We start from the raw sequence: 14,382 nt of genomic DNA, 5'->3' as shown, positions 1-14,382 counted from the left end.
CTACTCGAAACGGGACGCATTTGCCCGAAGACGGACAATTTGAGGTGGTCAGAAATAAAGGATTGCGCCGAGACCGACCGTGGCACCCCGTGCGTAAGACGCGCCAAATACCGGATTCCCCTGGGCGTCGGTGCCGAAGCGTTCCTTGATCGTCATGTATTTTTTGCCCAGAAGATTGTCGCCAAAGAGGTAGATCTCCCCGTCTCCCCAGTCCAGGCCAACACGTGCCGATATCAGGTGCGCCGGAGCAAGCTTGCCGAAGTTCGACGCATCGGTGTAACGGCTGCCGATGTAGTTGTAGGACAGCCTCGCGCTCACCGATTGATCGGCCAGCCAGCCGGAAAGGCCCACGTCTCTACCCAACCCGTGGTATCCGACCGACGCCTTGCCGGCCCACTCGGGTACGGTCGGCAGCTGGTTGCCGCTACGCAAGCCATCCTGAGCGGCGGAGGCTTCCGCGGTGACGTGGCGAAGTGCGCTGTACGTGTAGGCGACGCCGGCCTCGATCCACCAGCTCCTGGACGGATGGAACCGGGCGTCCAGCTCGAATCCGGCCGAGCGGGCATCCAGATTCAAATTCTTTCCGGTGAAGTGCGTGTAGTCCCAGCTTTGCATCTGTTCGCGGCGCATGTCGTTGAAGAACAATGCGCCACTCAACGCGAGCGACTTGTCGAACCAGCTTGACCGGGTGCCAACCTCGTAGCTCATGACGGTGGAAGACGCATACGGCTGCCGCGGGACGCCGGCCCACATCAGCGAATTGCTCAGGCCGAAGCCGCCGCTCTTGTAGCCCCTCGACACGCTCGCGTACGACATCAGGTCATCGGTCCAGTCACGAGACAGCGCGGTGCGCCCGGTCAGGAAGCTGTAGCGCGCGTTGTCTGCCTCCGAGAAATGAGGCACCGCCCCAATGGCCCCGTTGCTGCGATACGCGGAGTGGAACGCCTTGCTCTCGTGGGTGCCGCGCCCGCCGACGGTCAACTTCAGCTTTTCGCTCAGCGCAACGGTTGCTTCACCGAACAGCGCCTGCCCGGTGGTCTTCAAATCGTAGTCGGTGCTGCCACTGGCCGAAGGCCCGAAATACCACATCTCGCCCGTCCGATCCCGGCGAGCCTGGTCCTGATAGAAGACCACGCCGGCCAGCCAGCCGATGCCGGCGCCGGGCAGCGAGCCGAGCCTGAATTCCTGCGTCAACCGCGAGTCTCGCTTCTTCCAGTCGGTGAAATTGGTCGTCGGATCCAGAAACCGCGACGCAGGCAAACCACTGAAATCGCTTGCGATCATCGCGTCGGGAAAGTTGTACCTGTTCCGGTCATCGAGGCGCGCATAGCTGGTCTGCGCAGCGAACGTCATCGCGTCGAAGTCGTACTCCAGGCGCGAGTGGATCGCGACCATGCGGATGTCGTCGACCGTCATGTTCTGCGCCGCGGTCTTCGGCCCGCCGGGCCGGTACGCGATGTAGCCCGTCGGTGCGCTGTCCGTGCTCTCTCCGTGCAGGCTCAGCAGCCATCGCGCGCGGGGCGATGGCGTGAACAGCAGCGAGCCGCGTCCGGCCCAGGTCGCCACCTTCCCCAGCGCCGCCCCGGCGATATTGTCGATATAGCCATCGGCGCCCGACCGGCGGATCGCCAGACGACCAGCCAGCATGCCCGGCACGAGCGAGCCGTTCAGGATGGTTTCGGCGCGGTAAATGCCATCGGTACCCAGCTCGCCTCGGACCGAGCCTTCAAACTCGTGGCTCGGCTTGACCGGGACCAGGTTGATTGCCCCGCCCGAGGTGTTGCGACCGAAAAGCGTATTCTGCGGCCCCTTCATGACCTCCATGCGCTCGAGGTCCAGATAGGGCGAGAAGGCGGCGCCGATCGGCATCGGCGCGCCATCGACAAAGGTCAGGACCGAGCTGTCGTCGGGGCTGAGCGGGGAGAGAACGGGCGCGACACCGCGGATGACGACGAACGCGTTGGAGCGATCGCCGAACGTTCCAATGCTGGCGCCCGCCACATCGCGCAGCGCTGACGCGCCGTCCAGCATGCGCTTTTGCTCCAGGTTGCGACCGGTCTCGACGTGAACCGAGCCCGGAATGTCCTTGATGTTCTCCTCGCGCCTGCGCACGGTGACGGTGATCGACTCCAGCACCGCCAGGTCATCGTCGCCGGACTGAGCAGCGGCCGCGGTCAGGGCGAGGAACTGAACCGATCCCGCCAGAATGCCCGCCAACAGAAGCGGGGAGAAGTTTTGCCGTTCACACATTCTTGCCATTTCCCTATGCGGTGAATGCCTGAGCCTTCCACATGGCGGCGTAGACACCGTTCCGCCCCAACAGATCCTCGTGCGTTCCGATCTCTGCCACACGGCCGCCGCTCAGCACCACGATCTGGTCGGCGTGTCTTACCGTACTGAGCCGGTGGGCGACCATGATCACCGTGCGGTGGGCAGGCAATTGACCGAGCGTGGTCTGGATCGCGAGCTGGGTGGGCGGGTCGACCGAGGCCGTCACCTCATCCAGCAGCAGGAGCGGCGCATCCTTCAACAGCGCCCGGGCAATCGACAGGCGCTGGCGCTCTCCGCCGGAGAGGGAGAAGCCTGACTCGCCCACCCGGGTCTGGTAGCCGTCGGGAAGGCTGCGAATGAACGCATCGCAACGCGCCGCCCGGCAGGCCTGAATGACCTCGTCATCGCATGCCTGCTCCCGACCCGCGCGGACGTTCTCGATGATGCTGCCGTCAAAGAGCTGGACATGCTGGAAGACCATGCTCACCAGGCCGTACAGTTGCTCCGATCCGATATCTCGCAGGTCCAGCCCCCCGATGCGCACCGAACCGCGTTCCGGCGTGTGAAAGCGCGCCATCAGATGCAGGAGGGTGCTTTTGCCCGCGCCGGAAGGGCCGACGACCGCGGTCACGCTGCCTTCCGGAACCGTGAAGCTGACGTTCCGCAAAACCGGGTTCTCGCCGTAGGTGAAAGAGACGTCGTCGAACTGGACGGCCAGGTTCGCAGGCCGCTCGGCTTTCTCCGGTTCGGCCAGCAACTCGACCATCCAGACTTCATTCAGCTTGACTTCGCTCTGGCACGCGTGACGAAGCATCACGAGATACTCGGCCAACTCCAGCAGTGGCCCGAGGAACTTGTACGCGAGCAGAAAGAACGCAATCCACGCGAGGGGACGCACGTCCTGCGCCCACGCACTCCATCCGCCAACAATGAACAGGGACACCAGTCCGCATTCGACGATCAAGCGGAACAGCATGACCGGCCCGCCGCCCCACTTCTCGATGCCGAGGCTCAACACCTTCAGCTCGGCGAAGGCGAGATCGAGTCGTCGAATCCATGCGTCGGTGCGGTTGAACAGGCGCAGCGTCGCCAGGCCGCCAATGAACTCCACGAGCATGCCGGCGGTGGATTTGACCACCGCGAATTTGCGCAGCCCGGCTCGCTCGAACAGGCGCCGGCTCGTTGTCAGCGCCAGCATGGCCAGCGGAACGAGTCCGGCCAGCGCCAGCGCCAGACGCCATTCGATCACGGCCAGCAGGAGCAGGGCGGTCAGCGCCAGACCCGCCGCGGCGACGAAGTCGGCGAGGACGTGAGCGAATATCGACTCCACGCGATTGATGTCGTCCGTCAGCAGGTCGGCCATCCGCCCGACACGCTGACTTCTCAACACACCGATCGGCATCTTCCGGACACGCTCCAGCAACTGCTCGCGGTAGCGTTCGATGATCCGATAGCTACTCAGGAAACACAGCTTCTGACCGCCGAAGGCCAGGCACCACTGCAACGCGAACAACGCAACGAGCCCGAGTGCCAGCCATCCCGGTCTGCCGGCCCATTCGAAGCCTGGCCACGGGGCGCCCAATGCCGCGCTGAGCCAAAGCCAGCAAAGCAGGTATGGAAGGACTTCGCAGCAACGCTCGGGGACACGCAGCGCAAGACCGGACAGCAACGGGGCGGTTGATGCGTTGCTCCTGCGGATGATCCGGCGAATGCTGGCCCAGACATTCACTTCGTGTTCCATGACCTATCCTCCAGCGGCATTCGAACCCGCGAGCACGCTGCCGCATGCGTCGAGGCCGATCGGGCCGCGAGCAGCCGCATTCCAGTCGCTCGCGCCCAACGCCCATTCGTCGGTCAGTTCCTCGCAACGCCACATGGCCCGGTAGTACTCGCTTTCCCGAAGCAGGTCGGCATGGCGCCCGCTCACGCTGATCCTGCCGCCGTCGAGCACCAGGATCTGGTCGGCCTTCTCGATGCCGTACAGACGATGGGCCACCACCAGCAGCGTTTTTTCCGGATATTCGTCGAGCAACGCCTGATAGAAGGCGCGCTGCGTGAGGCTGTCCGCGAATGCCGTTGCCTCATCGAGAATCAGTACCGGCGTATCGGCGAGGAGTGCGCGCGCGACAGCAATTCGCTGTCGCTCGCCGCCGGACAAGCGGGCGCCCAGTTCATTGACCTGCGTCTCGTAGCCCGCCGGCAGTTCGCGCAGAAGCGGCTCCGCCTGGGCGACACGCACCGCCTTCCGAATCTCCTGCCGGGTCGCGCCAGGGCGCGCCAGGCAGAGGTTGTCGCGGATCGTTCCGTGGAACAGGAACACATCCTGAGTCGCCAGTGCGATTTGCCGCGCCCGGTCGGCATCCTCCAGCGTGGCAACGGGTCGACCGTCGAGGGTGACGGTGCCGGAGTCCGGCGCGAGAATGCCGGCGACGAGCAGGGCGATCGTGGATTTTCCGGAACCCGATGCCCCGACGAGCACATTGAACGTGCCGGGTTCCAGACGCAGGTTGACCGTGTCCAGCACCTGGCGGGTGCCGTAACGAAATTGCACGTCGTTCAGCTCGACCTGGATCGACGCGGTGCCGCCGATGCGCCGCCGCTCTCCCGGCGCGGTGAACGCCAGAATGGGCGCCATTCGCAGCAGCCCGGCCAGGATCGGCGGGATTTCCATGAAAAAGCGGCTGACCTTCAGCAGCGGACGAAAGACACCCGCACCCAGCAGCACCGCGATGGCCACCTGGGCCGCGGTGACTTCGCCTCGCGCATGCAGCCAGGCCCCGAGCGGAAGGAGGAACAGCATGTGGGCGCCCAGGACGCTGGTGAACAGCGCCCAGCCGGGAACGGTTTTCCGGGTAATCCGGCCTGCAAGGCGGTAGTACTCGCGAAGACGCCTCTCCAGCAGACGAAAGCTGGAGGCCGTGCGGCAAAACACCTTCAGGACCGCCATGTTGCGCAGGTATTCGACCGTGACATTGTTGAGGCTGGCGGTCGCCTGGTTGAACCGGTCATGATTTCGCCCCGCCCCTCGCATGACAATGGCCGCGGTGAGCAGCGCCAGCGGGCCGACGGCCAGGACGGCCAGCGCCATCCGCCAGTCGATCCAGAGCAGCAGGAGCGTCACGCAGACCGGAGCCAGGACCGCGGCCGTGACCTCGACCGTATGGTGAGCGAGGAACGCCTCCAATCGTTCGACATCCTGAATGACCGATTGCTTCAGCGCGCCCGCGCCCTGCGCATGGAGCCAGTGCAGCGGCGCGTGATCGAGTTGCGTGATCAGCCGATGCCGGGCATGCGCGATGATCGCGTAGGCGGCATGGTGACTGATCAGGTAGGCCGTCCCGTAGGCGGCATACTTCGCCAGAAGGCTGCCGAGCAGCCACGGCGCCAGCTCGAGGAGGCGGGAAGCAAACGCGTGCGGCGACGCGATCAGCGTGTCGACGGCCAGATAGAGCAGAACGAACGGAGCCAGTTCCGCCAGCACGGCAAGCAGTGTCGCCAGCAGGGCGGCCACGATGACGAGCCGACGGCCGGCCGCCAGCTCGAACAGTATGCGCAACGCACCGGCGCGATCCAGATCGGTTCCCATTGGGGATTCGCTTCGCTAAAAGAGACGCCGTCAGCATAGGAGCGTGCGCTCGGCACCGGCTACCCGGATCTGTCATCAAGCACGCGCGCGGGGATTCCCGATTCGGGTAGCGGCCCTCGCGGAGCACGAGAAACACTGGCGGTCGATCTATTTTTTTTGGGAAAGACAGCCCCTCATGCGCACCGTTCGACCGTTCCTGTTTCTGCTGCTCGCGCTGGGCGCCACAGCCGTTCCGGCGATGGACTATCCGCGGACCATCGTCGACGATCGCCACCAGTCGGTGGTCATCGAGCGCGAGCCGCGTTCCATTGCGTCGATCTCATCCTTTGGCGCGGACGTTCTGGTTGCGCTCGATCGCAAGGTCGCCGGCCTGTCCACCTTGAACCACAAGCGCTCCGCGTTCCTGGGCGAATCGGTGGCCGGGGCGGTGGATCTCGGCGAGGTTCACCAGACCAACCTCGAAGTGCTGGCCCGGCTCGCTCCGGATTTGACGATCGGGCTGCGCACGTACACCGAACCCTTCGCCAAGAAAATCGAAGAGGCGAGCCGCGCGTTTCTGGCATTCGATCTGAAAACGCTGGATGACTCGCTGCGGGCCGTGGAGCGCACGACGCGGGCGCTTGGCGCGGACAGCCAGGGGGCGGCGCTGAACGCGCGATTCCTCCGCGATCTGGACGCAGCGGCAAAACGTGCGCCTGGTGGCGTCAGCGCCGTGTTTCTGTGGCATTGGGGGAACGTCCCGTATGCGTACTACAGCAATCATCTGACCGCGCACATCATGCAGCGGCTTGGAGCGGACAACATCCACGGCTCGCCGCCGAAGGGCAGGGCGTCCACGGACTCGTCCGCGATGACGATGGAAACCCTGTTGCGCCTGAACCCGGATGTGATCCTGTCGTTCAAGGGCGACGATGGTCCGTTTGCGAGCCACCCGGCATGGAAGCGCCTCAAGGCTGTCCAGACCGGGCGCGCGTGGCGGGTAGGCGACCAGTACGTGATGTCGCACGGCCCGATCGCCAGGGAACTGGTCCTGCGGGAGATGGCGCATCTGCTCTATCCGGCCGTCTTCCCTCCACCCGACGATGTTGTCCCGGAAGCGGCCAGAGCCAGGCCGATGGACTTCCAGCGCTGATTCGACATGCCCATGCACGCGCTCGACAGGCGGGCAAGTCGCTCGCCCCGTTCCCGCATGCGCTGGATCGCCGGACTCTGCCTGCTTTCCGCTGCGGGGGTGCTGGCCGCTGCCGTCGCGCTAGGCGAGTTCGACGTGCCGCTCGCCAGCGTGGCTCGCGCCTTCATCCACGACGATGGATCCGACGCGACCTTCGTGATTCGCGAGCTGCGCCTGCCCAGGCTATTGACCGGGATGCTCGCCGGCGGCGCCCTCGGGCTTGCCGGGGCCATCGTTCAGGCGGTCACGCGCAACCCGCTGGGTGAACCGGGCCTGCTGGGCGTGACGGCCGGCGCAGCATTCGCCACCGTGCTGTGCATGACGTACCTCAACCTCTCCACCCCCGCCGAACTGGTGTTGGGCACCGCCGGCGGGATCGTCGCGGCGACGATTACGCTTGCCATCGGGATGGGAGCGCGCCTCGATCCGCTGTATCTGACGTTGACCGGCATGAGCGTCAATCTCTTCTTCGCCGCGGCCATCATCCTGATGCTGGTCTGCGCCAGCGTGGAAGTGAATGGCATCTACTACTGGCTGACCGGAAGCCTGATCAACCGCACATGGGACCATGTGGCGATGCTCTGGCCCTGGGTGATGTCGGGACTGGCGCTGGGGCTCGCCTTCGCCGGGAGACTGGATGCCCTGATGCTCGATGAGGATATGCTGGCCGCCGTTGGCATGCGTGTCGCGTCCTGGCGGCTGCTGTTCGGGATCATCGCCGTGTTGTTGACGGCGGCGACCGTGGCGGCAACCGGCCCGATTACATTCGTCGGCCTGGTCGCCCCCCACCTTGTCCGATTCGGCCTGGGCGCACGGGCAAGCGGGCACCGGGTGCTTCTGCCATTGTCCGCATGGGTGGGGGCGAGCCTGGTCAGCGCGGCCGACCTCATCGCGAAGTGGCAGGAAATACCGGTAGGAATCCTCTGCGTGTTGCTGGGCGGGCCGATGCTGGTCTATCTGATCGGCAAGCGGGAGGTCGGCGGTGCTTAGTCCGGAAACCTCGAACGAAAGGGGCCGGGGACTCTGCTTTTCGGTGATGCTCGTGCTGCTGGTCGCCGCGCTGGTGGTGCTGGTTCTGGCTTCGCTTTTCTGGGGGGCCGTCTCGCTGTCTCCTCGCGCTGTTCTCGATGGCCTGATCGCCGGCCGGCACGCGTCATTGGAAGGCGCGCTGGTCTGGCATCTGCGACTTCCGCGGACCTTGCTGGCCGCGCTGGTCGGGCTGCAGTTCGCCACGGCCGGCCTCATCCTGCAGGCCGCGATGCGCAACCCGCTCGCCGATCCGGGCGTCATCGGCATATCCAGCGGCGCCGGGCTCGCTGTCATCGCCGTCCTGCTGCTGACCGACCTGGCCAGCGAGGATTCGTTGATCGGCGGCAACCCGCCATCGATGATGGTCTGGCTGCCGGCTGTCGCGTTATGCGGCGGTCTGCTGGCCGCCGGCATGGTGCTCGGCATGTCGATGCGAGCCCGGCTTTGCCCGATCCGCCTCGCGCTCAACGGCATTGCCGTCGGCTCCGTGCTCAATGCGTTGGTGATGTGGACCATCGTCGCCTGGGGCGGCGCACGTACCGAGATCGCGCTGATCTGGCTGGCAGGCAGCCTGTATGGCCGCGACTTCCTGCACTTGCAGGTGCTCTGGCCGTGGTGCGTGGCGGGGCTCGCCGGCACGTTGCTGCTGCTTCGGCCGCTGGCGCTGCTGCGCCTGGACGACACGGTCGCGGCCAGCCTCGGCATGCGTGGATGGCACTGGAGGGGCGCCGCCATTGCGGTGGCGGTCATTCTCGCCGCCAGCGCGGTCGCCGTCGCCGGCCCGGTCGGATTCGTGGGGCTGGTGACACCGCACCTTTCCCGCCTGCTGATCGGAACCGATTCGCGCCGGCTGGTCGTCGTCAACATGCTGGTCGGCAGCATTCTGATGCTGTGCGCGGATCTCGTCGCGCGAACCATGATCAGCCCGTTGGACATTCCAGTCGGCGCGCTGACCACTTTGCTCGGCATTCCATTATTCCTGCTGCTACTGCATCGCCAGAGGAGGCTTCCGGTATGACTTTGGTTGCTCGCGAGCTGCGGCTGAGCTACGGGGCGCGTGACGTCGTCCATGTGCCGGACCTGCGGCTGGAGCGAAACAGCACCGTTTGCCTGATCGGTCCCAACGGCTGTGGCAAGTCGACGCTTCTCCGCGCCCTTGCGGGGCTCATCAAGCCAGCCGCCGGCGAGGTCGGACTGGACGGGCAACCGTTGGCGTCCTGGGCGCCGAAAAGCCTGGCCCGGCGACTGGCGTTCCTGCCGCAATCTCCATCCACGCCGGACGGCATCGGTGTCCGGCAGTTGATCGCCCACGGCCGGTATCCCCATCAGGGCTTCTTCGCCCGGCAGTCCGCCCGCGACCGCGATGTCATCGAATGGGCGATGGATGCCGCAGGAGTCGGCCATCTGCACGACCGCGACGTCAGCCTGCTCTCCGGCGGTGAGCGGCAAAGGGCATGGATTGCGATGATCCTGGCGCAGGAGTCCGACATCGTTCTGCTCGACGAGCCCACCACCTATCTGGATATGGGCCATCAGGCGGAGTTGCTGGCGCTACTGTCCGAACTGCAGCGCACGCGCCGATTGACCATCGTGATGGTCTTGCACGACCTCAATCAGGCCAGTCAGTACGCCGACCGCCTGCTGGCCATGCATCGCGGCAGGATTGTCGCCGATGGGCCTCCGCTGGACATCGTCGATTCACGGTTGACCGAACGGCTGTTCGGTCTCGTGACGCAGCGCATCGAGCGCACGCTCTCGGGAAGGGTGGTGCCATGCTGCCTGCCAGTCGGGCCGGCCGGCTCGGCGCCGGGCCGCGGCCGGACTTCGAGCATGGAGATGATGAGTGCCCCATGCTGAGCCCGTGAACGAGCACGAGGATTTGCCGATGGCGTCGACAAGCGCGGCCGAAGTGCACGTCTGGAGTCTGGAGACGACCGACATTCCCGAATGGGCGACGCATGCGCACTCGCGGATTCTTACCCCGTGGGAGCATGAGCGGGCCGATGCGTACGTGAGCGAGCTGGACCGGAGAGACTACGTCTGGGCCCATGTGCTCCGCCGGCTTCTGCTTGCCCGTTGCTTTGACGTGCCGGCGAACCTTTGGCGATTCGAGTCGGCCAGGCTCGGCAAGCCTGTCATCGTGAACCGTGTACCCGATGGCCGGGCCGAGTGTGGCATCACCCATACCCGCGGGTTTGTCGGCGCCGTTGCCGCGCTCGACAGCGCGGTTGGCATAGACGTCGAATGCCGGCACAGACCTCTCGAGACCGACATCGCACCATTGATCTGTTCCGCCAGCGAGGCAGCGGCCCTGCGGGCCGTGGGGCAATGCGAGCAGAGGGAAGCATTGCTGCGGCTCTGGGTCAGAAAGGAATCGTTTGCGAAAGCGGTGGGTCTGGGCCTCTCAATGCCGCTCCCCCACGTCGACCTAGGTAGCGAAGGCTGCGTGCGGTTGCTCGAGCCGGTTCCCGGAATTGACCGCGCAGAGGATTGGCAAGTTCGGGATATGCCGACGGATCACCGATGGCTGATGGCGATCGCCGTTCACGCAGATGACCGATCCATCGCGGCCCATCACACCCACATGACTTGGGAAACGCTCGTCCACTTGGCGTGATCGTACCGTCCGTGCTTTTTCAGCGGCCCTGAACCGCACGCGCTTCGCCACGCCGCGGGCGAGCGCGGTCAAAGCACGTTGAGCATCGCGAGCGCGGTTTCCTGCAGATGCGGCAGCACCCGCCGCACGGCGGCTTCCGTGGTTTCGACGCCGATCGGCATGTTCGTGCTGAGCGCCGCGACCACCTCGCCGTGACGGTTCTTCAGCGGCACCGCGATCCCGCGCACGCCGATCTGCAACTGCTGCTCGATCGCCGCATAGCCTTCGATACGCGCCTCGTCGATCCGCTCGATCAGCCGCGCCTTGTTCGTCATCGTGTGCGGCGTGAACGGCGGCAGCTCGGCCGTTTCGATCCACGCGCGCACCGCGTCGCGGTCGGGCTGATGCGCGAGCAGCACGATCCCCGGCGACGTCAGCGGCGCCGGCACGCGCGCGCCGAGCACGAAGCCGGTCGTCATCACGCGCGACACGCCGTTGCGCGCAATGAACACGAGCTCCCAGCCGTCGAGCACGCTCACGTACGCGGATTCGTTCAGCGTCGCGCTCAACTGCTGCAGATAAGGCTGGACCGTGCGCGGCAGCCGCGCCGAATCGAAGTACGACCAGCCGACCCGCAGCACGCGCGGCGTCAGGCCGTACAGCTTGCCGTCGGTGTACACGTAGCCGAGCGATTCGAGCGTCAGCAGATAGCGCCGCGCGGCGGTGCGCGTGAGGCCGGTGCGGGCGGCGGCCTGCGTCGGCGTCATCCGCGCGTGCTGCGCGTCGAACGCCTCGAGGATCATCAGGCCCTTCTCGAGGCCGGCGATCCAGTCTCGCTTGTCCAGTCCGGCCTTCGTCATCGCGGGCGCTCCTCGAGTCGTGCGTCGTTCGCTCATCAGTGGGCGATTATCGCGCAAATTCGCGCGCGTCACTCGCTGCTGGTCCACTCCACGTTCGCGCCGACCGAGCGCAGGTTCTCGACGAAGTGCGGATGCGCGCGGCGGATCGGCAGCGCGTTCATGATCTCGGAGCGGCCTTCGATGCTCGCGGCGACCATCAGCAGCGCGATCGCGACGCGGATGATGTACGGGCTCTCGACGCGCGCGGGCGTGAGCTTCAGCCCACCGAACGTGATCAGCCGGTGCGGATCGGACAGCAGCACGTGCGCGCCGAACTTCGACAGCTCGCCGGACCAGCCGAGCGCGCCGTCGTAGACCTTGTTCCAGAACATCGCGCTGCCTTCGGCGCGCACGCCGAGCGCGATGAAGATCGGCAGCAGATCGACGGGCAGATACGGCCACGGCGCGGCCTCGACCTTCGTCAGGATGTTCTGCGTGAACGGCCGCCGCACGCGCAGCGGGCCGTCGCGCTCGGCGCGCGACCAGCCGTCGCGGTGCGTGACGTGCACGCCGAACTTCGCGAACGTGCGGTCGATCAGCGGAAACTGCTCGGGCGCCGAGTTGCGCACCGCGATGTCGCCGCCGGTGATCGCGCCGAGCGCGAGGAACGTCGCGATCTCGTGGAAATCCTCCGCGAAGCGGAACTCGCCGCCGCCGAGCGCGCGTCCGCCCGACACGCGGATTCGCGACGTGCCGATCCCGTCGATCGCGACGCCGAGCATCGCGAGGAATTCGCAGAACTCCTGCACGTGCGGCTCCGACGCGGCGTTCATCAGCGTCGACGTACCGGCGGCCGAGGTTGCGCAGAGCACGAAGTTCTCGGTCGTCGTGACGGACGCGTAGTCGAACCAGTGATCGTTCGAGGTGAGCGGGCCGTCGGCGCGCACGATCAGCGAATCGGGCGTGCGCTCGATGTGCGCGCCGAAGCGCTCGAACACCTCGACGTGCGGATCGATCTCGCGCACGCCGAGCGTGCAGCCCTTCACGTCGTTCTCGAGGCGCGCGACGCCGAAGCGCGCGAGCAGCGGCGGGATCAGCATGATCGACGAGCGCATCGCTTCGGGCAGCCGATGCACCGCGGGGTCGAATTGCGTCGCGCGGTGGTGGAGATCGAGGATGCCGGTCGCGAAGTCGATCGACACGTCGCTGCCGAGCGTGCGGAAAATGTCGAGGATCTTGCGGACGTCGGTGATGTCGGGCACGCCGACGAGCCGCAGCGGCTGATCGGTCAAGAGCGTTGCGCAGAGGATCGGCAGGACGGCGTTCTTGTTGGCGGACGGCTGGATGTCGCCGCGCAGCGGCGTGCCGCCGTGGACGATGAGATTCGACATGATATGGGGACGTATCGTTGGCTTGACGTAGGCCCATATGATGCCATCGGTGGCGCACCGGCGGAGAAGTTCGGTTCGTGCGATGATCGCCCGCAGATCGGGGCAGCACCGGGCGCCGCGCCGGCGTTGGCCGTTCGGCCGGGATGTGCGGTCTGAACGATTTGGTTAAAATCTCGAAAACGTCGCGGTATGGGCTCGACAGCCCGCCGCGCGCGCAGGAGAATCGACCCCGCTCGTCCGGAGACTACAGGAATGCACGGCAACACGTCCCCCCCGTCCAGCGATACGCCGCCCGCCGCGGATCCGGCTACCCATTCGGCCGCCAATTCGGCTGCGAATTCGGCTGCGAATCCGGCTGCGAATCCGGCTGAGAATCCGGCCGCCAATTCGCCTGCCAACCCTGCCATCAATCCGCTCGGGATGGCCGGCCTCGAATTCGTCGAGTTCGCCGCGCCGGTGCCGGAGGCGCTCGCGCAGCGCTTCGAGCAGCTCGGCTTCAAGGCGATCGCGCGGCACGTCAGCAAGGCCGTCACGTTGTATCGGCAGGGCGGCATGAATTTCCTGATCAACGCGGAGCCGGATTCGTTCGCCGCGCGCTATGCGGAGGAATACGGGATGGGCGTCTGCGCGATCGGCATCCGCGTCGCGAACGCGCGGCGCGCGTTCGAGCGCGCGATCGCGCTCGGCGCATGGGCGTTCGAGGGCGAGAAGGTCGGCGTCGGCGAGTTGCGGATTCCGGCGATCCAGGGGATCGGCGATTCGCACCTGTACTTCGTCGACCGTTGGCGCGGGCGCGACGGCCAGCGCGGCGGTGTCGGCGATATCTCGATCTTCGACATCGACTTCCGTCCGATCGACGTCGCGACCGCGCACACCGACCTCGACAACGCCGGCGCGGGCCTGACGCTCGTCGACCACTTCACGCAGACGGTCGGCTCGGGCCGGATGCAGGAATGGCTCGATTTCTACCGCGATCTGCTGCATTTCCGCGAAATCCACGAGATCGACGCGCACTGGCACGTGTCCGAGGAATCGCGCGTGATGGTGTCGCCGGACGGCGCGGTGCGGATTCCGGTGTACGAGGAGGGCACGCGGCGCACCGAGCTGATGCACGCGTACCTGCCCGACCATCCGGGCGAGGGCGTGCAGCACGTCGCGCTCGCGACCGACGACATCCTGTCGTGCGTCGACGCGCTGCGCGCGAACGGCGTCGAATTCATCGAGCCGCCGCCGCGCTATTACGAGCAGGTCGACACACGGCTGCCCGGCCATGGCGTCGATCTCGACGCGCTGCGCCGGCGCGCGGTGCTGATCGACGGCGAGATCGGCGACGACGGCGTGCCGCAGCTGTTTTTCCAGACTTTCGTGAAGCGCCGTCCCGGCGAAATCTTCTTCGAGATCGTGCAGCGCCGCGGCCATCACGGCTTCGGCGAAGGCAATCTCGCCGCGCTCGCGCAGGCGCGCGGCGCGGGCTGACGCGCCCGGTTCACGCTTCGGAC

At 66.2% G+C, this 14,382-nt stretch carries 11 protein-coding genes; 6 read left to right on the top strand and 5 right to left on the bottom strand.

Going from position 1 to position 14,382, the window contains the following annotated elements:
• Positions 1 to 48: 48 nt before the first annotated feature.
• Genes HZI36_RS22970 through HZI36_RS22960 form a run of 3 tightly spaced genes read right to left on the bottom strand, consistent with a single transcriptional unit; the run spans position 49 to position 5,857 of the window.
• Positions 49 to 2,250, bottom strand: coding sequence for a TonB-dependent receptor (locus tag HZI36_RS22970; protein ID WP_179404971.1), 2,202 nt, complete (start codon positions 2,248 to 2,250; stop codon positions 49 to 51).
• Positions 2,251 to 2,263: 13 nt separating this feature from the next.
• Complete coding sequence (locus HZI36_RS22965; RefSeq protein ID WP_179404970.1) at positions 2,264 to 4,012, bottom strand: ABC transporter ATP-binding protein; 1,749 nt, start codon at positions 4,010 to 4,012, stop codon at positions 2,264 to 2,266.
• Between the two features lie 3 nt (positions 4,013 to 4,015).
• Complete coding sequence (locus HZI36_RS22960) at positions 4,016 to 5,857, bottom strand: ABC transporter ATP-binding protein (protein ID WP_179404969.1); 1,842 nt, start codon at positions 5,855 to 5,857, stop codon at positions 4,016 to 4,018.
• A gap of 175 nt (positions 5,858 to 6,032) precedes the next feature.
• On the opposite strand from HZI36_RS22960, the gene HZI36_RS22955 reads away from it, so the two are divergent.
• The 5 genes from HZI36_RS22955 to HZI36_RS22935 are packed head-to-tail and all read left to right on the top strand — an operon-like array spanning position 6,033 to position 10,674.
• The gene (locus HZI36_RS22955) at positions 6,033 to 6,989 is read left to right on the top strand and encodes an ABC transporter substrate-binding protein (protein WP_179404968.1); all 957 of its coding nucleotides are present in this window, start codon (positions 6,033 to 6,035) and stop codon (positions 6,987 to 6,989) included.
• Between the two features lie 12 nt (positions 6,990 to 7,001).
• Complete coding sequence (locus HZI36_RS22950) at positions 7,002 to 8,018, top strand: FecCD family ABC transporter permease (protein WP_218884235.1); 1,017 nt, start codon at positions 7,002 to 7,004, stop codon at positions 8,016 to 8,018.
• Between the two features lie 46 nt (positions 8,019 to 8,064).
• Positions 8,065 to 9,075: a FecCD family ABC transporter permease gene (locus HZI36_RS22945; RefSeq protein ID WP_179404966.1), complete on the top strand. Its 1,011-nt coding sequence runs from the start codon at positions 8,065 to 8,067 to the stop codon at positions 9,073 to 9,075.
• Entirely contained in the window at positions 9,072 to 9,914 is an 843-nt protein-coding gene (locus HZI36_RS22940; RefSeq protein WP_179404965.1) for an ABC transporter ATP-binding protein, read from the top strand. The genes HZI36_RS22945 and HZI36_RS22940 overlap by 4 nt, the downstream gene beginning before the upstream one ends.
• A complete protein-coding gene (locus HZI36_RS22935; RefSeq protein ID WP_179404964.1) occupies positions 9,901 to 10,674 on the top strand; it encodes a 4'-phosphopantetheinyl transferase superfamily protein in 774 nt (257 codons plus the stop codon). The genes HZI36_RS22940 and HZI36_RS22935 overlap by 14 nt, the downstream gene beginning before the upstream one ends.
• Before the next feature lie 68 nt (positions 10,675 to 10,742).
• On the opposite strand, the gene HZI36_RS22930 is transcribed toward HZI36_RS22935, so the two are convergent.
• Together HZI36_RS22930 and HZI36_RS22925 are read right to left on the bottom strand one after the other, a co-directional pair.
• Positions 10,743 to 11,513, bottom strand: coding sequence for an IclR family transcriptional regulator domain-containing protein (locus HZI36_RS22930; RefSeq protein WP_179404963.1), 771 nt, complete (start codon positions 11,511 to 11,513; stop codon positions 10,743 to 10,745).
• Between the two features lie 68 nt (positions 11,514 to 11,581).
• A complete protein-coding gene (locus tag HZI36_RS22925) occupies positions 11,582 to 12,883 on the bottom strand; it encodes a UDP-N-acetylglucosamine 1-carboxyvinyltransferase (RefSeq protein WP_179404962.1) in 1,302 nt (433 codons plus the stop codon).
• Positions 12,884 to 13,135: 252 nt separating this feature from the next.
• On the opposite strand from HZI36_RS22925, the gene HZI36_RS22920 reads away from it, so the two are divergent.
• Positions 13,136 to 14,359 carry a 4-hydroxyphenylpyruvate dioxygenase family protein gene (locus HZI36_RS22920; protein ID WP_218884232.1) on the top strand — a complete coding sequence of 408 codons (1,224 nt, stop codon included), beginning with the start codon at positions 13,136 to 13,138 and terminating at the stop codon, positions 14,357 to 14,359.
• Positions 14,360 to 14,382 lie beyond the last annotated feature (23 nt).

Source organism: Burkholderia guangdongensis (assembly GCF_013403875.1).
Taxonomy (GTDB): Bacteria; Pseudomonadota; Gammaproteobacteria; order Burkholderiales; family Burkholderiaceae; genus Burkholderia; species Burkholderia guangdongensis.
Note: the sequence above shows the minus strand (reverse complement) of the source record. Positions and strands in the feature narration are given on the sequence as shown.